This window comes from Bacillus sp. FJAT-53060, from assembly GCF_037104745.1.
Classification (GTDB): domain Bacteria; phylum Bacillota; class Bacilli; order Bacillales; family Bacillaceae; genus Bacillus; species Bacillus stratosphericus_B.
In genome coordinates this window covers 1-21,185 of sequence record NZ_JBAWSW010000006.1, presented here as the reverse complement: position 1 = coordinate 21,185, position 21,185 = coordinate 1, and the positions used below count along the sequence as shown (strand labels likewise).

Here is a 21,185-nt window from a genome sequence, read left to right as displayed (position 1 = left end):
GTATTAGTACCTGATCATAATATTATCACAAATCATGAGATATTGACAATTTCCACTTGAAGAAAGTTTCTTTTTCATCTTTTGATCAAAAAAACCGTCCTCACAAGTGAAGACGGTCACACCTCTTTTCTCCTGTTTTGCTGATAAGCAAAATGGTTGGTAGGCCCATGACCAGCGCCTACATGCAAAGGATATATGATGGCTTCATGGACAAAGGTCTCTGCTGTTTCAAAGGCTTCCTTCATGGAACATCCTTTGGCTATTTCTGCTGTTAATGCCGCTGCAAAAGTACAGCCTGTGCCGTGTGTATGCGGTGTATCAATATGTTCATTTGTAACTTCAATAAAGCCTTTACCATCGTACAACAGGTCTGTAATGAGGCCGCCAACAGGACCGTGGCCGCCTTTGATCACGACATATTTCGTGCCGAGCTCATAAAGTCGTTCTGCCGCTCGATAGCGATCCTCTTTTGTCTGAATACTCATGCCTGTCAGTATTTCTGCCTCGGGGAGATTTGGCGTTACCACATAGCTTACAGGCAGCAAATGTGTTTTAAGTGCAGAGACAGCATCTTTATTTAATAAAGAAGCACCGCCTTTTGCAATCATGACTGGATCTACAATCAGGTTCATCTGATATTGCACCGTTTTTTCAGCGACGGTGGTAATCATGTCAGCACTCCACAGCATCCCTGTCTTGACCGCATCTGGCATTAAATCTTCTGCCACTGCATCTATTTGGCTTTTTAGCGCCGCGATAGAAAGTGGATATATACCGTGAACACCAAGTGTGTTTTGTGCCGTAATCGCTGTGATGGCAGACATCCCGTATACACCAAGCTCCTGAAAGGTTTTCAAATCTGCTTGAATTCCTGCACCACCGCCTGAATCTGACCCTGCGATTGTTAACGCCTTTTTGATTGTCATTTCACCACACCCTCTCATTAGCCAATCCATTGATGATAAATCGTTCTCGCTTTGGCAATATCACTCGTTCCGTGCACAAGTGCTCTGCCATCTTTGAATAAGACGAGCTTGTACTCATCTTTTTGACAGGAAACCAAATACGGATTTTCTAGTACATCCATTCCTGCTTTCTTTAACCGAAGGGCCACTTCATGTAAAGACGGTGGTGTACCGGCAGCACTGCGGATTTGCACCGTATTACGACCACACAGCACATCTACCTTCGCTCTGCGATCATATGACAGAAATGGAAACGCCTTTAATCTACAGCTTGGACATTGTTCTTTCTTTAATGATGAGACGGAGTGAATATCAGATCGTTCATTTGTCCATAAATCAAAAGATCTTAATATCGGGGTGACTTGATGTCCTGTTAGCAATTTAAGCGCATCTGCCACTTGATATGCCGCCACTTGCTGCACAACCGGACTAATAATACCTGCTGTATCACATGTCATGCCTTGTGCAGGCAAATGGTCAAGTAGGCAGTGTAAGCACGGTGTTTCATCAGGAATGACAGTCAATTGAATGCCATAGCTGGCTACACAGGCTCCGTAAAGAAAGGGAATTTGATGTTTCATAGCCGCATCATTTGCGATCATTCGCACCTCAAAATTATCCGCTGCATCTACGATAATTGAAGCACCACTGACAAGTTCATCAATATGTTGAGCAGTCACATCAATGACGATCCCTCTTACGTGGACCTCACTGTTCACCTGCTTTAACCTTTTCTCAGCTGCTACAGCCTTTGGGAGCCGATCTTGTACATCTTGCTCTGTGTAAAGCTGCTGACGCTGAAGGTTGCTCCATTCAATATAATCTCGATCCAAAATGGTCACAGAGCCTACGCCAGCACGAACGAACATTTCAGCACTGGCTGTTCCAAGTGCTCCCGCTCCAATAATGACGACCTTTGAGGCGTTTAGCCGCTTTTGCCCATCTTTTCCGATTGGTCTAAAAAGCTCTTGGCGTGAATAACGTGTGCTCAAAACGCTGGCATCCCTTCCTGCGGACTGCTTGCTGTACCATAGTTTTTCAATGGAATACGACCTGCCTCGAAACCAAGTCTTCCCGATTCAATCGCCAGCTTCATCGCTTTTGCCATTTTCACAGGGTCCTTTGCGCCAGACACGGCGGTATTCAGTAATACAGCGTCAGCCCCTAATTCCATCGCATAAGCAGCATCCTTCGGAGAGCCTACACCGGCATCAATAATGACCGGCACCTTCGCCTGCTCGATAATAAATGAGAGATTCAGAGGGTTTAATAAACCTTGACCTGACCCGATTGGAGAAGCCCCTGGCATAATCGCATGAACACCAAGTTCTTCTAATTTTCTTGCCAGCACCACATCATCTGATGTATATGGCAGCACGATAAATCCTTCTTCCAGTAGCATTTCAGATGCTTTTAACGTTTCGACTGGATCTGGAAGAAGAGATCTTGAACAGCCAATCACTTCTACCTTGATCATGTCACACAGTCCAGAAGCTTTCGCTAAACGGGCAATACGCACCGCTTCTTCCGCTGTACTTGCGCCTGCTGTATTCGGAAGCAATGTATATTTTGATAAATCGAGCTGCTCTAAAAAATTCGGCTGTGATGCTTCAAAAATGTTCATTCTTCGCACAGCAAAGGTCAAAATTTCAGCTTCTGACACGTTCACCGCTTCCTTTTGAATCTCAAACGATGGATACTTTCCTGTACCAAGTAATAATCTTGATGTGAATGTTTTTCCGCCAATGTGTAGCATTGTATTATCCTCCTCCTACAAAGTGAACGATTTCAATCGTGTCATTTGGTTTAATTTCTACTTGTTGAAAGGCTTCTTTATCAATAATTTTTTGGTTCTTTTCGACAATCACCACACGGTTTTCAAGCTGATAGACTGCTAGGAGATCAAAAATGGTTCCGTTCTCTTTATCGAAATCAACGATTCTGCCATTCAATTGAATTTTCATTCAAACAATGCCTCCTTTCTGCCAATACGGAACGCATCTAGCCATTCCTCATTTACAGGCTCGCCTAATATGAGGTCCCGAATGATTTCTCCTGTCATTGGCGCAAGTAATATGCCATTCCGGTAATGTCCTGTAGCAAAGAGAATACGCTCATCGTCTGGGTGTCTTCCGATATAGGGATGCAGGTCACTTGTTGCTGGTCGAAGGCCTGCCCAGCACTGATCAATCGGCATCTCCTGAATAGAAGGCATGAGCTGAGACGCTTTTTGAATAACAGCCTCAATACCGCCAAGTGTCGGAAGGGCATGCCACTCATTTGGCTTCATCGTTGCACCAATGACCAGCTTTCCGCTATCTCTTTGAACGACATAACAATGACCATGATAAATGGTATGTGCAAGCGCTGGACCGCTGTTCCACACAGACACACATTCTCCTTTGACTGGATAGAGAGAATGAGATAATCCTAGCTCTCCAAAAAACCGGCCAGACCATACACCACTTGCTACAGTGAGGTGATCACATGTGAATGTGCCTTCGACTGTTCTGATAGTCAATGCCTTTTTATCCTGTTTCACTTCAATAACGGGTGTATACTCCTTGACATCCGCCCCGTACCAGACGGCCGCCTGCCACAATGCCCTGCATACCGCATAAGGCTCAACATGGACATCATCTTCAATCAGACCTGCTCCTATGATGTCATCTGCGATTTGGGGCATGCGTTTTTTTACGCTGCTTGCTTCAAGCCATTGAAAAGTAGACAAATGCTGCATCCGGCAAAGTGCACGTTTCTCTTCTTCTGTAAAGGCCACCTTCATAATGCCGCCCGCTGATGTCCGAATATCAATGCCTGATTCATGCCGAAGATCGACTTTTAATTTTTCGTATAATGCCTGGCTTGCTCTGCCCACTTGAAAAAAAATATCCTCATGTCCCTCTCCTTCAGCATGTGCACCGAGCATCCCAGCGGCCGCACTCGTCGTTTGCTTCCCTACCTCATTCGCCTCAAGTAAGATAACCTTCTTTCCTGCTTTAGCAAGGTGATAGGCAATTGACATCCCTATGATTCCACCACCAATGATTGCAACGTCATAATGCTTTTTCATAAGGATTCTCCTTTAGCTTTTTAGAAAATGCATGCGCCATGATTCGCGGCTGATGATGAGAAAAAATCCCCGACATAACAGCAATTCCTTTCACATTCACATGCATCATTTCTGGAATGCGCTCAGGCGTCAAGCCGCCAATCACCACAACCGGAATGGACAACACGGAAGTCAGTTCTTCTACAAGCTCTACTCCCCTTGCCCTCAGTCCTGGTTTACATGAGGTGTCATACACATGCCCAAACATGACATACTCTGCCCCATTCTTCTCTGCTGCTTGGGCTTCTTCTAAAGAATGAACAGACACACCCGCATGAAGGTGAGGGAATTTTTGTCTCAGCTCCTTTGGCGAAAAGCTGTGGCCTGGGAGATGTACTCGGTGAATATTGGTGAGCAGTGCGACGTCTATTCGGTCATTGATCACGAGTTTCTCTTTGGGTACTCCTTCTGAAAGGAGTTGTTTTACAAGATAGATGAGCTCACTGGCAGTTTTAGATCGTTCTCGGATATGAATAAAGTCCACTTCAGATTCAATGACTCTTATTTGCTTGATCAGCTCGATAACGGGAAACGAATTATTTGTTACTGCATGGAGTTCCATTTACACCAACCCCATCTAAGCATGCTGTTTGCCACGTTTCTTTTTCATACGCCATCTCCCAGAAATGGTATTCATAATAACTTGAAATCACAAAATTTTCTCTCATATTGGCCCGCACATGTTCAGGTGCTTTTTCTGCGAGTTCATCAAAACGGTTAACCTGTTCAAAAACAAGCTCTTTAAACCAATCCCCTCCATAAGTCAAAATCCATTCTTGATAAATGGGATGGTCAGGTGTCGTTTGTTTCAGTTTTTCACCCAACTCATAATATAGCCAGTAGCACGGCAATAACGCGGCTAATATTTCTTCAAATCGTCCGCTTTTCACAGACCGGTACATATGAGAGGTATACGCATAAGCAGTTGGAGAAGGCTTGAAGCTTGCGAGAGCTTCATCAGAGATCTGAAGAAGCTCTGTGAATTTCCTATGCAGTGATAGTTCTGCTTCATACGTGCCCTGCGCATGATACGCCATTCTGCCCGTCGTATGTAAGTCCTCACTAATCGCAGCTCCATACGCTTGCACCTTGGCAAAATGGGTTAAATAATATGAATCCTGCATCACATAATAGGTGAAACGATCGATTGAAAGTGTGCCATCTCCAATCCCTTTCACAAAAGGATGCGTAAAGCTTCCATTCCACCATGTTGCTGCTGCCTCTTTACATTCCTGTGAAAATGTCATGTTCCTCTCCTCCTGTTTTTCCATATAAAAAAGCCACTTTCCGCGTGGAAAGTGGCTTGGAATTTGTCAAAAGCATAGGCAAAAACCGCACCACTTCCCTACGCAGGTATGAACCTGTTCAGGTAATGAGGGTCTAAAAGTCTACACTTTTATCTCAGCCCTTTTAAAGGACTCCCCTAGTGGATCAAACATATGATGTTGTACCTCTATCTTAATCAGGAATTGTTCATTGGTCAAGGATTCATTGTAACTCTAATTGAGCTCTACGACCTACCACATACTCCCGAAGCCTGACACAAGCACGCGAATCACCGCTATCCCCATGCGGTACTAAGCTGTCTACCCCTCTAAAAATACAGACAAATACCAAATTCCCTGTAAAAGGAAATTCCCGTACCATGACATTATGATATCGATGGTTGTTCATTTGAATTTGATACAAAGAAAAATCCTCATTTGTTAACAATCGAATCGCATCAGGTACTTCAATAGAATACCGTCACACACTGGCTGTTTAGGCTTTTTATATGTGTCTACTTGACAGGGATAAGACCACTGCTTAGAAGGTTACCGGGTATTTTATAAAAGCAATGATTCCATATCATCTGGCAAAGGAGCAGAAAATGTCATTTGCTCCCCTGTCATCGGATGAGGAAAGACAAGGGTTTCACTATGCAGTGCCTGCCGGTCCATAAGCTCGCTCGTTCCGCCATATAGCGTATCACCAATGAGCGGATGACCAAGATATTGCATGTGCACACGAATTTGATGTGTTCTTCCAGTTTCAAGAGAAAGAGACACATCGGACATGTTGAGATCAGCGTCTACCGCTCGAACGGTATAATGCGTCACTGCCTCATGGCCTGTTTCATGGACCATTCGTTCAATGATACTATCCCCTTTTCGAGCAATTTTGGCTCTAATTGTTCCGTGCTTTTGTGTGATGATGCCATGTGTAAAAGCTCTATATGTTCGCTTTACTTGACCTTTTTTTTGCGCCTTTGATAAAAGGCTGTGAGCAAAGCGGTGTTTGGCAACAAGCATCACACCAGAAGTATCGCGATCAAGGCGGTTCACCAAATGAACGGTCAACCGCAGAGGCTCTTCAGCATAATGATGCAGCAGTCCATTTGCAATACTGTGCTCAGGATGCTCTCTAGAAGGGATCGATGGAATATATGGCTTTTTATTTAGCACAAGCACATGCTCATCCTTGAATAAAATATCAAGCGGGATCGGAGCAGGCTTTAGCCCTTCACTCACCTTTTCCTCAGGAAATAAAATGGTGAGCCTGTCTCCCTTATGCAGCTCATACCGCACGGTAACATGCTCTCCATTAATGAGGAGATCACCTCCATCAAATTTAATATCTGTGAGCATTCTTTTTGAGATGCCAAGATCGATTAAATAATCCTTTAACAGCAGTCCCTCTTCTTTGGCTGCGATAGTTTTGTTTAACTTAAAATATTCCAGCGAGAACGACCTCTTTCTTATTCTCCTTTTCCGATAAAGGAATCTTGCACCCTTTTCCAAAACGGAAATGGTCTAAATCGGGCAAAACGGACATTCTCGTCTGCCACACGACATTGAATGGATTTCACATCTTTATGAAGCAGCGTCAAATGATCAATTGTCACCTGAAAATCCACATCGTTGATCGGTTTGATCACACAAGTGTGGTGATCTGGCAAAATAAGCGGTGAACCGACTGTCCGGAACACCCTGTTATTAATCGAAGCCATTTCTGCAAGCTGAATGGCTCTAATGGAAGGATGGATAATGGCGCCGCCAAGTGCTTTGTTATAAGCCGTACTGCCAGATGGCGTAGACAAACAAAGACCGTCACCTCTAAATGTTTCAAAAAGCTGACCTCTAATTTCAACATCTGCCACAAGCGTACCTTCCATACTTTTGATCGTACATTCATTCATCGCTAAATATTTCTCTTCTCGGCCGCCATCGTTGTATCTGACAATGACTTCAAGAATCGGATAGTCCACAATATGATAAGGTGTTTTTGCAATGGCGAGGACAAGCTTTTCAATTTCACTCGGCACCCAGTCAGCATAAAAGCCAAGATGCCCTGTATGAACACCGACAAAAGCTGTTTCATTCAAGCGGTTGCTATAGCGGTGAAAAGCATATAAAAGAGTTCCGTCTCCCCCGACAGTAATGACAAGATCCGGTTCCTCTTCATTTAATTCCATGCCAAAATCCAGTAAGTAGGTCTGAATTTTATTTTTGAGTGTGTCAGATACAGAATTCCCTTTTGAAGAAACGGCAAATTTCATGAATTCTTCTCCTTTTCCACCTTGCTGCTACTAGAAGGCAGCATCATATTTGATCAAGCTTCGGTTCAGCTATCGGTTTTCTTTTTCCGGGAAAATGCCACTTGTGCTTCTTGAATTTCTCCTCGGATTTCAGACATCTCCTCATCAAGACGAGATGCTGCCTCAGAAGCTCTTTGAAGGCGTAGCTTGACCTTTTCCGGGATATTCCCGCTATATTTATAATTCAGAGAATGCTCGATGGTCGCCCAAAAGTTCATCGCAAGTGTACGAATTTGGATTTCGACGAGGAGCTGCTTCTCTCCGTTGATCGTTTGCAACGGATATAACACAACAAGGTGGTACGAGCGGTATCCACTTTCTTTATGTTCTGCAATATAGTCACGTTTATCAACCACCACAAGGTCTTTTCGTGACTGAAGCATTTTTTTCACGACTTGTATATCTTCTACAAACTGGCACATAATGCGAAGCCCAGCAATATCCTGCATCGTTTCAATCTCATGCATCGGGATGTTTTTACGCTTTGCTTTTTCTAATATGCTGGCAACTGGTTTCACTCGGCCTGTAACAAATTCTACTGGTGAATGGTCATCCTCGAATTCATACAGCTTTCGAATGCCTTTTAGTTTTACTTTTAATTCTTCGACTGCTTGCTTATATGGTGCGAGGAATTGATCCCATTGTTTTTTGTCCATGAAACTTCCCCCAATTCCAAATACCTAATTATTTCAGAGGAATGTGCTTTTCACTTTCTCTTCCATATCTCCGTAATTGGCATTGTCTTTAATATTGTCGATTAGATAGTGTAATTCCTGTTGAAGTTGAATCAGTTCTAACGATTTTTCTTCTGCCGTCAAATAGACAGGGATGTCACGATTCATTGCTTCTTTTAATGAAGCCCATGTATCTTCCCCGAAGATAAGATACGTAAAAGACTCCTCGGTTTCGAATATGTAAACGAACGCAAAGTGATCAGAATCAACAAGCATTTGTCCTGTTGCTTTTGCTTGTTGAATTTGCTCATCTGACTGAACCGTCAAAATCAGCCTGTCTTCTTTTAAAGTTGCTTCTGTGATTTCAATTCTGTTTTGCATCATGATCTCCTTTACAACAAAGTACAGCTTTATTTTATCATATCAAGTTCAATATTGATAAACCGAACTTTTTAAGAAAATCTCGATTTTCGTTTTCAAATGATGATTTTGCATCATTCAGTCTAAAAAAAGACTAAATAGAGCTACAAAACAATCTTTTACATGGCGAACACACATCATATACAATAAATATATTTCCTCTAAATGAAAGGTTGATGCAAAATGGCACAGGAAATTGAAATTGAACTAAAGCAATTATTATTAAAAGAAGAATTTGAACAGCTGAAACGATATTTTCAATTGAAGGATACAGATTTCCGCACTCAAACCAACTATTACTTTGATACACCTCAATTTGATATAAAATCTCAATTTGCTGCATTACGTATGAGAGAAAAAGACGGTCAATGGGTCCTCACTTTAAAGGAACTACACGAGATTGGCTTGCTGGAAACTCATCAAACGACAGCTCCTCCCACTAGCCTTGATGATTTTCAAATACCAGAAGGTGAAGTGGCTGACCGGTTAGACGACCTAAGCATTCGAAAGGATCAAATTGTGTATTTTGGTTCACTTGAAACATTAAGAGCAGAAAAAATAATCAACGAAGGCTTAATTGTTTTAGATCACAGCCGATATTTAACAGTAGAGGACTATGAACTAGAATTTGAAGTGAGCAACTTAGAAATCGGACAAGCCGCATTCTCAACATTGCTCCGTCAATTTCAGATCCCAACACGAAACACGAGGAATAAAGTGGTTCGTTTTTATGAAGAGAAAATGAAAACACAGAATAGATGAATTCCTTGAAGGAGGAACATGATGAACGTCAATCAACTTCAATCCTTTATGCAGCTTCAAGCTCTCAAAACGTTACAATTGGATAACGGGCAAACACAAATGTCGACCAACCAAGAATCAAGTGCACAGGCTTCATTCCAGTCGTTGCTGCAAGATTTTTTAGGCGGGTCAGAATTATCACGCCTTCCGCTTTCAATCTCTGCTTTCATGGGCGCGGACCCATCAACGGCTCCGAACACGCAATATGTGCGTACGAATCCGTATCTATCTGCCATGGGCAGCAGTGAACCATTTTCTTCTCAATCTTTATATACAAATGACGCTCAATTGAATACAGCGAATGGCATCGGAAATGTCTTAAACAACAGCTTTACTCCGCCACTTCAAAAGACCGCTTCAAGTGCTTCAACAAAAGAGATTGACCAGATTGTCTCTCAAATGGCTCAAAAGCATGGCGTTCCAGAGAAGCTGATTCACGCGGTGATCAAGCAAGAATCTGGATATCGTACGAATGCTGTCAGCCACGCAGGTGCGCTTGGACTCATGCAGCTCATGCCGTCTACTGCTAAATCACTTGGCGTGAATAATGCCTTTGATACGGCCCAAAACATTGAAGGCGGAACGAAGTATTTAAAACAAATGCTTCATAAATATAATGGAAATATCTCACTCGCTTTAGCTGCCTATAACGCAGGCTCAGGAAATGTAGATAAATACGGGGGCATTCCTCCATTTAAAGAAACACAAAATTATGTAAAGAAAATCACTGCACAGTATTTCGCCTAAACCGAAGATAGCCTCTTCGGTTTTTTGTATGTCGCTTTTCACCTTTTTTTGACCGAATATGTTATGATATGGTCAATCAACACTGAATCCAACCCTCTCTCTATTTTAAAAGGGCCAGAGCGATTTGTTTGTGGAATTGAGTTTATGTTGTTAAAATAAGTATACAAGAATCGAAACAATAAAATAGAACAAACTGAATATTCATTTTTGAAATAAATGAAATTCGCAATAGGGTGAATCATCCTATTAGCTACGAGTAAAAGGAGTAGTCAACATGGTACAATCGTTTAACGCACCTTACGAAGCGATTGGAGAGGAACTTCTATCGCAACTTGTTGATACTTTTTATGAAAATGTAAAGTGTCACCCTTTGCTTCATCCTATTTTCCCGGATGACTTAAAAGAAACAGCAAGAAAACAAAAACAGTTTTTAACTCAATATTTAGGCGGACCGCCGCTTTATACAGAGGAGCATGGTCACCCAATGCTACGGGCGAGACATCTCCCTTTTCCCATTACTGAGGAGCGGGCTGACTCATGGCTTGAATGCATGGAGGATGCAATGGATCAAATAGGACTAACAGGCGATATTCGTGACTTTTTATTTGAGCGGCTTTCTCTGACGGCTCGTCATATGGTCAATCAAACACCTGAAAAGGACGGACGATCTTGAGCTGCAATCCGCACGATCAATATTTTTCACACTGTCACGGACATCCTCAAAAGCCGATAGAAATCTATGTTTTCATTGACCCTCTCAGCCCGGACTGCTGGTTAATAGAGCCATCAATTAAAAAATTGAAAATGAAGTATGGCCGTTTTTTCACTTTACGAACGGTCACAAGTTCTAGTATTAATGCATTAAACCGGAAAAGAAAGAAGCATTTGCTGACTGAAGCATGGGGGAAATTTGCCACCAAAACCCAGACCAAAAAGGTACAAATGCTGTCTGAACAAATTGTAACATCGCCCTATCTCGCCTCGCTCGCACTAAAAGCAGCAGAGCTTCAAGGTAGAAAATGCGGAATGAAATTTTTACGTCTCATTCAAGAATCACTTTTTTGCCACCAGCAAGACGTTACAAGTGAACATGTCTTGCTAGAGAATGCAAAAATTGCTGGACTGGACATTGAGGAATTCCAGCGGGATGTCCATTCGCAAAGTGCAGTCAAAGCCCTAAAATGTGATATGAAAATTGCAGCTGAAATGGACATATCTGAGCTTCCTACCTTCGCCTTTTTTAATACGATAAACGGAGATGAAGGTGTAAAGATTTCGGGTGCATACTCTTATGATATATACAAGGAAGTTCTTTTTGAAATGATTGGTGAAAAACCAACACCTTCAGAACGGCCTCCAATTGAATGGTTTATAGCTTACTTTCAATTTGCATCAGCAAAAGAGATTGCTGTTGTATATGACCTGTCGCTTGAAGAAGTTGAACGTGAAATGAAGAAGCTGGCATTCGCTAAAAAGGTAGAACGTGTGCAGGTACATCAAGAAATATTTTGGCGCTATAAAGAAAATGAGAACTATTTAGATCTTAATGTCTACGGATGTGAAAATGAACATGGGTGCTGATCCATGTTTTTTCTTCACCTAAAAAAGGAACATTCGTTCTAAACATAGACACGAAGAAACCGCGCCGGGATAAGCGCGGTTTCACTATGTCTTAACGACAACAAAGGGGATGGGAGAAATTTTTCACGGTCAAACAAAGGGGTAATGTTTGTATGTGATTAATTTCACATCTTTAGTATAGCAAATTTTGTCGACTTATGACAACCGATATGCTATATGTTCATATTTTTGTCACAAAACATAAGAGGACTGTCACTTTCATATAATGAAAGTAACGAAAAAATAGGGGGATCTTCATGCGCATCATAACGATTGGACTTGTTGCCATTGGCTTATGCTTCTTTTTAAATATATTAGGCTTAATGAAAATGCTGCCTCTTTATCTGACGTCACCACTCTTATTTGTTTCGATTCTCTTTACAATATATCGATTGAATCACCGTAAGACCTTTAAAGGATTTAAAGGGTGAGCATTTGAAAGGCTTCTCCTATTCATCAGGAGAGGCCTTTTTTATTATCCTAAGAAAAAACTCCTGCCAAAAGATGAGCTCGAACTCACATATTTGACAGAAGTCTTTTCGTTACTCACCAGTTTTGGAGATAAGCTCTTCCATTTCTTTTAGTTTTTCTTCGAACAATTGACATGCTGCCTCAATTGGTTCTTTAGATGCCATATCAACACCTGCTTTTTTCAACACATTGATTGGGTAATCGGAGCTTCCTGCTTTAAGGAAGTCTGTATAACGCTCCACCGCAGGTTTACCTTCCTCTAGTATTTGCTTACTTAACGCCTGTGCAGCACTATAGCCTGTCGCATATTGATACACATAATAGTTGTAATAGAAATGAGGGATTCTCGTCCACTCTAATCCAATTTCTTTATCTACAACCATGTCGTCTCCAAAATACTTCTTATTCAAATCGTAATAAAGGTTCGTCATAAACTCTGGCGTTAATGCTTCTCCTTCTTGTGCTTTTACGTGAATCAGATGCTCAAACTCAGCAAACATCGTTTGTCTAAATACCGTTCCTCTAAAGCCTTCTAATAAGTGATTTAATACATACAAACGCTGCTTTTTATCCTCTAAGTTATTTAGCAAGTATTCCCCTAGTAACGCTTCATTTGTTGTGGAGGCCACTTCTGCTACAAAAATACTATAGTTTCCATACGGATATGGCTGATGCTTTCTTGTGTAGTAGCTATGGACAGAGTGACCAAATTCATGAACCAATGTAAATAAATTATCAATATTATTTTGCCAGTTCATTAAAATATACGGATTCGTGCCGTAGCTTCCAGATGAATATGCACCGCTTCGTTTCCCTTTATTCTCATAAACATCCACCCAACGATTGGTAAGTCCTTCTTTTAAGACGGACACATATTCTTCTCCTAATGGGGCTAACCCTTTCAGCATATAATCCTTGGCTTCATCGTAGGTCAGCTTCATGCCAGCATCTTTCACAAGTGGCGTATACAAGTCATAATTGTGCACTTCATCAAGTTTTAATACCTTTTTACGCAATTCTATATAGCGATGTAATAACGGTAAATATTGATGAACTGTATCAATTAGATTGTCATACACTTCTTCCGGAATGCTATTTCTTGATAAAGCTGCTTCCCTTGCGGATTTGTAATTTCGGACTTTCGCATAAAAATTATCCTTTTTAATCGAACCGCTAAGTGTAGAAGCAAGTGTGTTTTTATATTGAACATACGTTTTATAAACGGCTTTGAAGGCGTTCTTTCTCACTTCACGGTCTTCACTATTTAAAAATGTAATAAAGTTTCCATGGGTAATCTTCTTTTCTTCCCCATTCTCATCCTTTACAGAAGGGAACGAAATATCTGCATTATTAAACATACTAAATGTAGTAGATGAAGATGATAGAGGTTCAGATGCCTCAGCTAATAAAGCTTCTTGCTCTTCACTTAAAATATGTGGACGCTCTTTGTTAATTTCTTCGAGAGCGTGAGAATAAATTTTTAATTCTTCCTTTTCCAAAATAAATTGCTGCAGTTTATCTTCTTGAATGGATAAAATCTCTGGAACAATATAAGCAGATGCACTCGACATTTGTGTAAATAAATTAGACGCTTTATCATTTAATGCCTGAAATGATGAGTTTGTTGTATCTTCATCGTACTTCATGTGCGCATATGTATAAAGCTTGCCAAGCTTTTCAGAAAGTTGATCCTGAAATGTTAGGGCTTCATACAGAACATCAGCAGAATGGGCCAGCTTGCCTTTAAATTGGGCTAGCTTAGGAATTTCTTTTTTTACAGCCTTGAATTCCTTGTTCCACGAATCCACGCTTTCAAAAATATCTTCAAGGCGCCATTTGTTTTCTTCTTTTACTTCGCTTCTGACTGGTAAATGGTTGTTTTTGCTTTGTGAAGTCATATGAATCCCCCTTGCATGAGTTGTGTTGAACCAACCTTTCGGAAAGTGAAAGAAATTGGTGTTGTATTTATCTTCTTTGTTTTGAACTATATTTGTCAAATCATATGCAGAAATAAATACCAAACAGACTAAAAAAATGAGAATAAAGCGTTTCTTTCTAATCAACAGCACCACCACCTTATTCTTATGATGATCAAAGTGGTCCTGAAACATGCTAATGAAATAAGAAAGCATCACGTTTAAACGCTTCATTTATTGTTCGTATAGGCACTTGATTCGATGTTACTTGATAATTACCCTCTTTCGTCATGTGTAAAAACCCTTTGCTGATGAGAGCCTTCATATATGCAGTAATCACGTCTTTGACTTCTTTGGTTGTGACATTGGCAAATCGGAGCTTTACTTCTTTTGCCTGCACACACCGATAGATTTCTTTTATCAGCAGTTGGATTGTCACTGGTGCTCTTCCCTTCCTTTTTACCATCCAATGATAAAGGCACCCTTGCCAAACATAAACTGGACTACTAAAGATATACGCTTCTGTCAATGGAATAAACAATTCAGTTGGTAGAAATGGATATGCGGTGCGATGATGCTCATAAAAAATGTGTCTCAAACGCCTACTTTCATTTGATAAAATGCGGGGAGGCCGCTGCCTAAATTGCTGAACACACCTCACCCATTGCTTATTTAATGGACGCTTACTCAAGGGAGGATCGAGGAGTGCTGAAAGTTGATGGTATGCTGAAGACGGCCTGACGGTCATTGTAGCACATATTTTCGTTGACTGAAATGCGAGGAGATGATCAAGGTGGATGAACATTTGCTGAAATGGACAATAAAAGATCAATCTCCTTTTGTGCGATTGCCTTAAAACTCCCCAATGAATAGCAGAGAAAGAAAAGAGCTGGGTAGATATTCGTGTTAAACGATTTGCACCTATTATCCATATAGGGAAGAGCCCTGCGGCACGGAGACCTCTTGTTCTTTTCCTTACCTCTTGCTGAGAAATATTCGCACATTGAAATTCGATCGCGTAATCTACATCTCCCTCAACGACGGTCACATCAGGGCGCTGCTGGACCTTAGAAACATATTTCTCCAGCATTGGCTCATGTCCAAGTCGTTTAAGCCAACCTTCGAGGGCAGTCTTTCCCGACTGATGATATGCTGTTTCGCCTGTAGCGGCTAACGGACATGCTGTCTGCTGTTTATGTGCAAAATGATAGATACGATGCTCACCTAACTTTAATTGAACCTCCTGCCTGCATTCAGGACAATAAAATTTGCACGTAGACCTTATATGCTCTAACCGGCTTTTCGTTAGATGATGTGTAATTCGGATAAGCTTCCCATTATCCATGATCGCTGCATTCATTCATTTGGCTCCTTGCTCTTTGATACCGTATTATATCTTGATTTTTTCTAGGGAAGCGAATATAGAAAATGATCTTTTCTTCTTCCAAATTATATATTTCTCCATTATTTCATAGATAAAATAAAAAATCCCCCTTAAGGAAAGGGGGAAAATAAAAAGTTTATAAAAGTGGTGATAATAATCTTGCTGTTGATTCAAATAGTCTCACTCTCAGAGGTCTCTTTGCAAATTCTTCTGGGATGATTTCATGCGACTGCTCTAAATCCCCTAAGAAGTCATTGACTAGCTTTTCCGTACTTTTGGTTTTATAGAGGAAAGCATTGACTTCAAAGTTTAAATGAAAGCTTCTCATATCCATATTCGCCGTCCCAATTGAGGCCAGTTGACTATCGACAATGATAAATTTGCTATGCATAAAGCCTTGATCATATTCATATACCTTCGCTCCTGCTTCAAGAAGTTCAGGGAAATATGAACGAGACGCGTGGAATACGATGCGTTTATCTGGATTTTTAGGAGCAATAATCCGAACATCTACTCCGCTCAAAGAAGCGATTTTCAGAGCTGACAAAATATCATCATCTGGAACAAAATATGGTGAAGCGATCCAAATCGATTTTTTGGCTGAGATGATCATGGAGAAAAAAAGATTTTTAATGACCTCCCACTGTTTATCAGGACCGCCAGCAATCATTTGTACGCCTTCTGTTTTACTCTCCACGTGGCTAAAATCTCTGAAGTAGTCTACTCCTGAGTATCTTTCATTGGTCATATAATACCAATCCTGCATAAAAATCTGCTGCAAATCGCGAACAGCCTCGCCTTTAATCATGAGATGCGTATCACGCCAGAACCCATATTGTCTGCTTCTGCCCATGTATTCGTCCCCAATGTTAAGCCCTCCGACAAAGCCTACTTCTCCATCAATCACAACAATTTTTCGGTGATTTCGGAAATTAATTTTATTATTTAACAAAGGCAGTCTCACTGGTAAAAATGATACGATCTGCACACCGGCCTTTTCTAGATCAGCAATATATTGACGAGAGAGCTTTAAGCTCCCTACATCATCATATAAAAAGCGAACAATGACGCCTTTTTTTGCTTTCTCAATTAAAATGTCCTTTAGTTCTTGGCCAAGGTCATCATGGCGGAGAATATAATATTCTAGATGAATGTGATGTGTTGCTTTTTTGATCTCTTCAAAAATATGAGAGAACGTTTCTTCCCCATTGGTTAGGACTTTAGAGGAAGTGCGATACGTAATAGGGGTATGTCCAAGTCTGTGAGCCAGCTTAAATAAGAGTTGCTGATGGTCACCCATATGTGTCATTTTTTCAATTGCTTCTCTGTGAATGCGCTCATCTTCCTGGATTAACTGTTCATCTAGTACCGCTTTCTTTTCAAACAGCCGGCGCTTTTTAATATTGCGTCCAAAGAAAAAATAGAACAAAAATCCGAACAGCGGAAAGCTGCCAAGTAGGACAAGCCAAGTGATGGTTTGAGACGGATTTCGGTTCTCTAAGAAAATAACAAATCCAATGAAGATAATCGATAAAGTGAATAGGACACTGATGAAACTTAGTACACTTACTGCTATATCACCGGCAAAAATTTGAATAATCAAATAAGCACCTATCGTAATGATAAGAAAAAAAAGAACCTTGACTACATTTCTCATTTCATTTTCTCCTTGATCTGTTTGTTTAACTATTCATTCAGATAAAAAAGCCGATTCCTCTATAGAAATCGACTTTTTGTTGTTTACGAGAAGTGCTGTTGAATCGTTTCAAGGGCATTACCTTTCACAATCAGCTGACCGTATTCTTGCAGTCTGTAGATGCTGACAACTGATTCATGAGCATATTCAAGCAGAATGCTGAGCTTATTCTCCACTTGCTCATCTGACAAATCCTCGTGGAAGTCAACATATAGATAATAACGGTTTTCAAACGAATATAAACTTGTGGTAAAATCATGCATATTTAACTGAGAAAGTGCAATCAAATCTTCAAAGTCATCCATTTTCAACACGAATTGAAGTTGAAGTTTTTTTTCCTTCTCATTAGGTTCTTCTTGATCCTGCTCTTCTTTATGAAAATCATCAAGCAGTGCATCTAGACTTTCTTCATCTGTTTGATCTTTTTTATCCTCTGGAATTGGCAATTCGAGCTTTTGTCCATCTTTAGAAAGTTGGGCTTTTGTCACGACAATTTCAAGACCTTTATCAAGTGCCTGTACTTGAATCCAAAGTGGCCCCTCTACTGCAAACTCTTCTTCTTCGTGCACTTCGTCCATTACTTCCCAGAACAGCTCTTCACTGCGCTCACGATTATACCAGATCTCTTCACGATCAAAACCGCGATCTTCAATATCACCGTAGGAAATATAAAATTTAACTGTATGTTCATTTATTCTTTCGATTTCCATTTTGCCAACCTTCCCTTCTATATAAGATGTTGAAGGGACATACAAGCTCCCAATTAATAGTACTTTACTACACTTTACCCGTTCCGTCTACATATTAGCCATTTAAAGAATTGAGGTATTGCTTTGTACTGTCTATTTTATGATAAAACATGAATAAAAGAAATAAAAACGCATTTTTTGCAGAGAAAACTTACAGAAACATATATTTGAATTGTCTTCATATATTGGTTGTACGAGCTCTATAATGAAATGAGGTGAATAGGATGGAAACAGAGTGGATCGTATCCTTACTTATGATTATTGGCATAGACCTGATTTTAGGCGGGGATAATGCTTTAATCATTGCGTTGGCAAGTCGAAGCTTATCAAATGATAAACGTAATAAAGCCATATGGATCGGCACACTTTTGGCAGTGCTAATGAGAATAACAATGACAGGTGCTGCAGTCTATTTATTGACCATCCCTTATTTGCAATTTATTGGCGGGCTCTTTCTCCTTTATATAGGATACAATCTGTTAATTGAACAAAAGAAAGAACCCATTCTGATTAAAAGCAGCGGCTCCCTTTTGCGGGCAGTCCAAACCATCGTCATTGCAGACCTCTTTATGTCACTTGATAATGTCATTGCTGTTGCAGGTGCGGCTAAAGGCAACATGTTCCTAACCGCTTTTGGTTTAATGATTTCAGTTCCCATTATTATTTGGGGGAGTAAGCTCATTCATGCCGCATTAACCAAATTTCCTTTTCTTTTATACGGCGGAAGTGCTCTTTTGGCTTTTACGGGCGGAGAAATGATCGTTCGTGATGTAAAATTGAATGAATTTATGACACAGCATGCAATCCTTGAATTTTTACTTCCATTTTTAACAGTCGCAACCGTCATTTTGGCTAGCCTATTTTATGAACAAACTGCTGAAAACAAATAAAAAAAGCTGCCAAATGATCGGCAGCTTTTCGCTTTTCTATTAGTTAGCAAGTCGTTGAGCTTCTTTTAGTTGGAATGTGCGAACCGTTCTTGGAAGGAAACGTCTAATTTCATCTTCGTTGTACCCAACTTGTAGTCTTTTTTCATCCAAAATAATTGGACGTCTTAAAAGACCAGGGTGCTCATTGATCAGTTTATACAATTTTTGAAGCGGCATTGTTTCAACATTCACATTTAGCATTTGGAATACTTTAGAACGTGTTGAGATAATTTCATCTGTACCATCTTCCGTCATTCGAAGAATTTCTTTAATTTCATCAATTGAAAGAGGCTCAGAAAAAATGTTTCTTTCTTGATAAGGGATATTGTGCTCTTCTAACCACGCTCTTGCTTTTCTACATGATGTACAGCTTGGTGATGTATATAATGTTACCATAAATCTTCACTCCTCAATTTGTAGAATGAATATTGATCTGTATTCTTAAATTAAAATTGTTCTAAATAAGTAATCTTTATAGTGATTATACTATAAAAAAGTAAGTGTGAACAGATTTTCTTGCAATTTTTGTGACAAAAACTAGACAATTTCATTCTTTTTATGGTGATGCTTGATGTCTGAACATGATCATTTAGTCGAGATGATTGAAAATATTCTTTTGTTTTCTATTTTCAATGACCTTTAACACGTCATCAACATCCTCATACGATTGCCCATACCATTCTTCATCTTTATACGTATGAATTCTTTCGTATGTCTTCCTCATGGCCTCCATCATTTCTTCCTCATTATCTGTAAGAGGCGACCAATAAAGGATTTCCATGCGGTTCACTTCATTGGTTGCAAGTGACCTGCGTTTATAACCGATCGATTCTGCATGCTTGAAGTGCTCTCTTTGATAAAACTTTAGGCGTTTTGCAGTATCTTCATCGTCATCATCTACAGGCTCGACCTCAAGCAAGATCGGTTTCTTTTTTTTCTTTAGCTTATGAATGAGCTTTGAGCCGAGGCCTTCACCCCTTGCATCTTTGGAAACAAATAAATAATCAATAAAGATGAAAGAATCAAATTCAGCGTACATCATGACATGATGAGGTCCTTCCTCCTTATGATAAATATCACTTCTTTCCTTTAATAAAGCTTCCATATGCTCTTTTGACTTCATTTCTTCTATCGGGAAGTATTCACTGAGCTTTTCATACCAATTCATGGATTCGCTCCTTATACTATAGTTAAGAACCACTTCCTTAGATATTCCCGATTTCCTGCTATTTAAACGCCTGTACTAGTAAGACGCAACAATGTCATAGGTGGTTTCACTTTTTTTCAAACAATGTAAAAAAAGTTTTATATCGAACGATTCATGAGCATATGAAAAAAACAAACAGAATAAGTGTCATCATGATTTGATTCTGATTGCTTATATTTCGGTAAAGCATATATTCCCCCGAAAAAGAACGAGACCAATGAGCACCATATACCCAAGCAGCCACTATCCTCCGTTTGGTTCAGTGAAAAAAACGTTGAAAAAAGCATAAATACGCTGAAAAAATGAAGCAATGAATAGCGAAAAATCCTCCACATCTATTTCCTCCTGGAAGTTGTTTATTACCTAAAATTACCATTAACTATAAGTAAAGGATCTGTTAAAGTTTAGTATTGGTATTTAAGAAAATACACTACCTAAAAACGAAATTTCTATTCAATTATTTATTTAATTCTTTGGTAAGAATGTCGATGGCTTCCTTAACTTCTTCAATATTGTCTTTGATATTCATTTCATTTCTAGCGTGAAGTAATACTGGTCGGACTGATTCAACTGAACGCCCAAATTTATACATCCATTCATATCTTGGAACCATCCAAATATGAACATGATGGGTGGTATCTTCGTTGTAAAAATAAATAAAGCGTTTCTTTTTGCAAGTTTATTTCTTTGATGGTTGATGCTTTTTAATATTTGAAACCAAATCCAAATAAAAAAAGCACTGACCTTGCAGTGCTTTCAGACCGTAGACAAACCCCACCTTTACTTCAAGTAAAAGTGGGGTTTTCACTTATTTTGATAAAATTTATCAGTTGTCTTACGCTGGACATGGTCCTTTCCATGTCCAGTTTGCTAGCTTTTTGAGATTCATGGCAGCGAAAGTAAGCATCGCCTGCATT

General features: G+C 40.0%; 23 protein-coding genes, 1 pseudogene and 1 riboswitch. Of the genes and pseudogenes, 6 read left to right on the top strand and 18 right to left on the bottom strand.

Going from position 1 to position 21,185, the window contains the following annotated elements:
- Positions 1–116: 116 nt before the first annotated feature.
- The 11 genes from thiD to WAX46_RS03870 form a co-directional block, all read right to left on the bottom strand.
- On the bottom strand, positions 117–926 hold the full coding sequence (gene thiD, locus WAX46_RS03920) for a bifunctional hydroxymethylpyrimidine kinase/phosphomethylpyrimidine kinase (protein WP_226569325.1): 810 nt from the start codon (positions 924–926) through the stop codon (positions 117–119).
- A gap of 17 nt (positions 927–943) precedes the next feature.
- Positions 944–1,957 (bottom strand): thiazole biosynthesis adenylyltransferase ThiF, encoded by a 1,014-nt coding sequence (locus tag WAX46_RS03915; protein ID WP_226569323.1) that lies wholly within the window; start codon positions 1,955–1,957, stop codon positions 944–946.
- Positions 1,954–2,721: a thiazole synthase gene (locus WAX46_RS03910; RefSeq protein ID WP_058014279.1), complete on the bottom strand. Its 768-nt coding sequence runs from the start codon at positions 2,719–2,721 to the stop codon at positions 1,954–1,956. The genes WAX46_RS03915 and WAX46_RS03910 overlap by 4 nt, the downstream gene beginning before the upstream one ends.
- Before the next feature lie 4 nt (positions 2,722–2,725).
- Positions 2,726–2,929 carry a sulfur carrier protein ThiS gene (gene thiS, locus WAX46_RS03905; RefSeq protein WP_226569320.1) on the bottom strand — a complete coding sequence of 68 codons (204 nt, stop codon included), beginning with the start codon at positions 2,927–2,929 and terminating at the stop codon, positions 2,726–2,728.
- Positions 2,926–4,038 (bottom strand): glycine oxidase ThiO, encoded by a 1,113-nt coding sequence (thiO, locus tag WAX46_RS03900; RefSeq protein ID WP_336493389.1) that lies wholly within the window; start codon positions 4,036–4,038, stop codon positions 2,926–2,928. Before thiO ends, thiS begins: the two co-directional genes overlap by 4 nt.
- Positions 4,022–4,639, bottom strand: a complete 618-nt coding sequence (tenI, locus tag WAX46_RS03895; protein WP_226569316.1) for a thiazole tautomerase TenI — start codon at positions 4,637–4,639, stop codon at positions 4,022–4,024. Before tenI ends, thiO begins: the two co-directional genes overlap by 17 nt.
- Positions 4,614–5,324 carry a thiaminase II gene (gene tenA / locus WAX46_RS03890; RefSeq protein WP_226569314.1) on the bottom strand — a complete coding sequence of 237 codons (711 nt, stop codon included), beginning with the start codon at positions 5,322–5,324 and terminating at the stop codon, positions 4,614–4,616. Before tenA ends, tenI begins: the two co-directional genes overlap by 26 nt.
- 78 nt (positions 5,325–5,402) lie before the next feature.
- A riboswitch (TPP riboswitch) is annotated at positions 5,403–5,512 on the bottom strand.
- Between the two features lie 391 nt (positions 5,513–5,903).
- A complete protein-coding gene (locus WAX46_RS03885; RefSeq protein WP_226569333.1) occupies positions 5,904–6,797 on the bottom strand; it encodes an RluA family pseudouridine synthase in 894 nt (297 codons plus the stop codon).
- A gap of 17 nt (positions 6,798–6,814) precedes the next feature.
- On the bottom strand, positions 6,815–7,615 hold the full coding sequence (locus WAX46_RS03880; RefSeq protein ID WP_226569312.1) for an NAD kinase: 801 nt from the start codon (positions 7,613–7,615) through the stop codon (positions 6,815–6,817).
- 65 nt (positions 7,616–7,680) lie between these two features.
- Positions 7,681–8,310 carry a GTP pyrophosphokinase gene (locus tag WAX46_RS03875; RefSeq protein ID WP_226569310.1) on the bottom strand — a complete coding sequence of 210 codons (630 nt, stop codon included), beginning with the start codon at positions 8,308–8,310 and terminating at the stop codon, positions 7,681–7,683.
- A gap of 33 nt (positions 8,311–8,343) precedes the next feature.
- Positions 8,344–8,709 (bottom strand): hypothetical protein, encoded by a 366-nt coding sequence (locus WAX46_RS03870; protein ID WP_226569308.1) that lies wholly within the window; start codon positions 8,707–8,709, stop codon positions 8,344–8,346.
- 222 nt (positions 8,710–8,931) lie between these two features.
- Between WAX46_RS03870 and WAX46_RS03865 the strand changes: the two genes are divergently transcribed.
- From WAX46_RS03865 to WAX46_RS03845, 5 genes are all read left to right on the top strand, one after another.
- Positions 8,932–9,510, top strand: a complete 579-nt coding sequence (locus tag WAX46_RS03865; RefSeq protein WP_226569306.1) for a CYTH domain-containing protein — start codon at positions 8,932–8,934, stop codon at positions 9,508–9,510.
- A 21-nt stretch (positions 9,511–9,531) separates the two neighbouring features.
- Entirely contained in the window at positions 9,532–10,296 is a 765-nt protein-coding gene (locus WAX46_RS03860) for a lytic transglycosylase domain-containing protein (RefSeq protein WP_336493388.1), read from the top strand.
- A gap of 274 nt (positions 10,297–10,570) precedes the next feature.
- Complete coding sequence (locus WAX46_RS03855) at positions 10,571–10,969, top strand: globin domain-containing protein (protein WP_226569302.1); 399 nt, start codon at positions 10,571–10,573, stop codon at positions 10,967–10,969.
- On the top strand, positions 10,966–11,877 hold the full coding sequence (locus WAX46_RS03850) for a ClpXP adapter SpxH family protein (protein ID WP_226569300.1): 912 nt from the start codon (positions 10,966–10,968) through the stop codon (positions 11,875–11,877). Before WAX46_RS03855 ends, WAX46_RS03850 begins: the two co-directional genes overlap by 4 nt.
- A 296-nt stretch (positions 11,878–12,173) precedes the next feature.
- A complete protein-coding gene (locus WAX46_RS03845; protein WP_226569298.1) occupies positions 12,174–12,347 on the top strand; it encodes a hypothetical protein in 174 nt (57 codons plus the stop codon).
- A gap of 111 nt (positions 12,348–12,458) precedes the next feature.
- Here WAX46_RS03845 and pepF read toward each other — a convergent pair whose 3' ends face one another.
- The 4 genes from pepF to mecA all read right to left on the bottom strand — a co-directional run bounded on the left by pepF (position 12,459) and on the right by mecA (position 18,093).
- Positions 12,459–14,285, bottom strand: a complete 1,827-nt coding sequence (pepF, locus tag WAX46_RS03840; RefSeq protein WP_336493387.1) for an oligoendopeptidase F — start codon at positions 14,283–14,285, stop codon at positions 12,459–12,461.
- Between the two features lie 214 nt (positions 14,286–14,499).
- Positions 14,500–15,663, bottom strand: coding sequence for a competence protein CoiA (locus WAX46_RS03835; protein ID WP_336493386.1), 1,164 nt, complete (start codon positions 15,661–15,663; stop codon positions 14,500–14,502).
- 160 nt (positions 15,664–15,823) lie between these two features.
- Positions 15,824–17,344: a cardiolipin synthase gene (gene cls / locus WAX46_RS03830; protein WP_226569294.1), complete on the bottom strand. Its 1,521-nt coding sequence runs from the start codon at positions 17,342–17,344 to the stop codon at positions 15,824–15,826.
- 83 nt (positions 17,345–17,427) lie between these two features.
- A complete protein-coding gene (gene mecA / locus WAX46_RS03825; RefSeq protein WP_226569292.1) occupies positions 17,428–18,093 on the bottom strand; it encodes an adaptor protein MecA in 666 nt (221 codons plus the stop codon).
- A 263-nt stretch (positions 18,094–18,356) separates the two neighbouring features.
- On the opposite strand from mecA, the gene WAX46_RS03820 reads away from it, so the two are divergent.
- Positions 18,357–19,022 (top strand): TerC family protein, encoded by a 666-nt coding sequence (locus tag WAX46_RS03820; RefSeq protein ID WP_226569290.1) that lies wholly within the window; start codon positions 18,357–18,359, stop codon positions 19,020–19,022.
- A gap of 39 nt (positions 19,023–19,061) precedes the next feature.
- On the opposite strand, the gene spxA is transcribed toward WAX46_RS03820, so the two are convergent.
- The 3 genes and pseudogenes from spxA to WAX46_RS03805 all read right to left on the bottom strand — a co-directional run.
- A complete protein-coding gene (gene spxA, locus WAX46_RS03815; protein ID WP_226569288.1) occupies positions 19,062–19,457 on the bottom strand; it encodes a transcriptional regulator SpxA in 396 nt (131 codons plus the stop codon).
- Positions 19,458–19,650: 193 nt separating this feature from the next.
- Entirely contained in the window at positions 19,651–20,229 is a 579-nt protein-coding gene (locus tag WAX46_RS03810; RefSeq protein WP_226569286.1) for a GNAT family N-acetyltransferase, read from the bottom strand.
- Positions 20,230–20,725: 496 nt separating this feature from the next.
- A pseudogene (locus tag WAX46_RS03805) lies at positions 20,726–20,923 on the bottom strand (HIT family protein); the annotation flags it as partial.
- Positions 20,924–21,185: the final 262 nt, after the last annotated feature.

What these genes read in the sequence shown, in the direction of transcription:
- WAX46_RS03845 (WP_226569298.1), top strand. Translation starts at nt 12,174, where the DNA reads ATGCGCATCATAACGATTGGACTTGTTGCCATTGGCTTATGCTTCTTT.
- mecA (WP_226569292.1), bottom strand. Translation starts at nt 18,093, where the DNA reads ATGGAAATCGAAAGAATAAATGAACATACAGTTAAATTTTATATTTCC.
- WAX46_RS03910 (WP_058014279.1), bottom strand. Translation starts at nt 2,721, where the DNA reads ATGCTACACATTGGCGGAAAAACATTCACATCAAGATTATTACTTGGT.
- WAX46_RS03835 (WP_336493386.1), bottom strand. Translation starts at nt 15,663, where the DNA reads ATGAATGCAGCGATCATGGATAATGGGAAGCTTATCCGAATTACACAT.
- thiD (WP_226569325.1), bottom strand. Translation starts at nt 926, where the DNA reads ATGACAATCAAAAAGGCGTTAACAATCGCAGGGTCAGATTCAGGCGGT.
- WAX46_RS03875 (WP_226569310.1), bottom strand. Translation starts at nt 8,310, where the DNA reads ATGGACAAAAAACAATGGGATCAATTCCTCGCACCATATAAGCAAGCA.
- WAX46_RS03810 (WP_226569286.1), bottom strand. Translation starts at nt 20,229, where the DNA reads ATGAATTGGTATGAAAAGCTCAGTGAATACTTCCCGATAGAAGAAATG.
- WAX46_RS03880 (WP_226569312.1), bottom strand. Translation starts at nt 7,615, where the DNA reads ATGAAATTTGCCGTTTCTTCAAAAGGGAATTCTGTATCTGACACACTC.
- spxA (WP_226569288.1), bottom strand. Translation starts at nt 19,457, where the DNA reads ATGGTAACATTATATACATCACCAAGCTGTACATCATGTAGAAAAGCA.
- WAX46_RS03865 (WP_226569306.1), top strand. Translation starts at nt 8,932, where the DNA reads ATGGCACAGGAAATTGAAATTGAACTAAAGCAATTATTATTAAAAGAA.
- cls (WP_226569294.1), bottom strand. Translation starts at nt 17,344, where the DNA reads ATGAGAAATGTAGTCAAGGTTCTTTTTTTTCTTATCATTACGATAGGT.
- pepF (WP_336493387.1), bottom strand. Translation starts at nt 14,285, where the DNA reads ATGACTTCACAAAGCAAAAACAACCATTTACCAGTCAGAAGCGAAGTA.
- WAX46_RS03870 (WP_226569308.1), bottom strand. Translation starts at nt 8,709, where the DNA reads ATGCAAAACAGAATTGAAATCACAGAAGCAACTTTAAAAGAAGACAGG.
- tenA (WP_226569314.1), bottom strand. Translation starts at nt 5,324, where the DNA reads ATGACATTTTCACAGGAATGTAAAGAGGCAGCAGCAACATGGTGGAAT.
- WAX46_RS03855 (WP_226569302.1), top strand. Translation starts at nt 10,571, where the DNA reads ATGGTACAATCGTTTAACGCACCTTACGAAGCGATTGGAGAGGAACTT.
- tenI (WP_226569316.1), bottom strand. Translation starts at nt 4,639, where the DNA reads ATGGAACTCCATGCAGTAACAAATAATTCGTTTCCCGTTATCGAGCTG.
- thiO (WP_336493389.1), bottom strand. Translation starts at nt 4,038, where the DNA reads ATGAAAAAGCATTATGACGTTGCAATCATTGGTGGTGGAATCATAGGG.
- WAX46_RS03860 (WP_336493388.1), top strand. Translation starts at nt 9,532, where the DNA reads ATGAACGTCAATCAACTTCAATCCTTTATGCAGCTTCAAGCTCTCAAA.
- thiS (WP_226569320.1), bottom strand. Translation starts at nt 2,929, where the DNA reads ATGAAAATTCAATTGAATGGCAGAATCGTTGATTTCGATAAAGAGAAC.
- WAX46_RS03820 (WP_226569290.1), top strand. Translation starts at nt 18,357, where the DNA reads ATGGAAACAGAGTGGATCGTATCCTTACTTATGATTATTGGCATAGAC.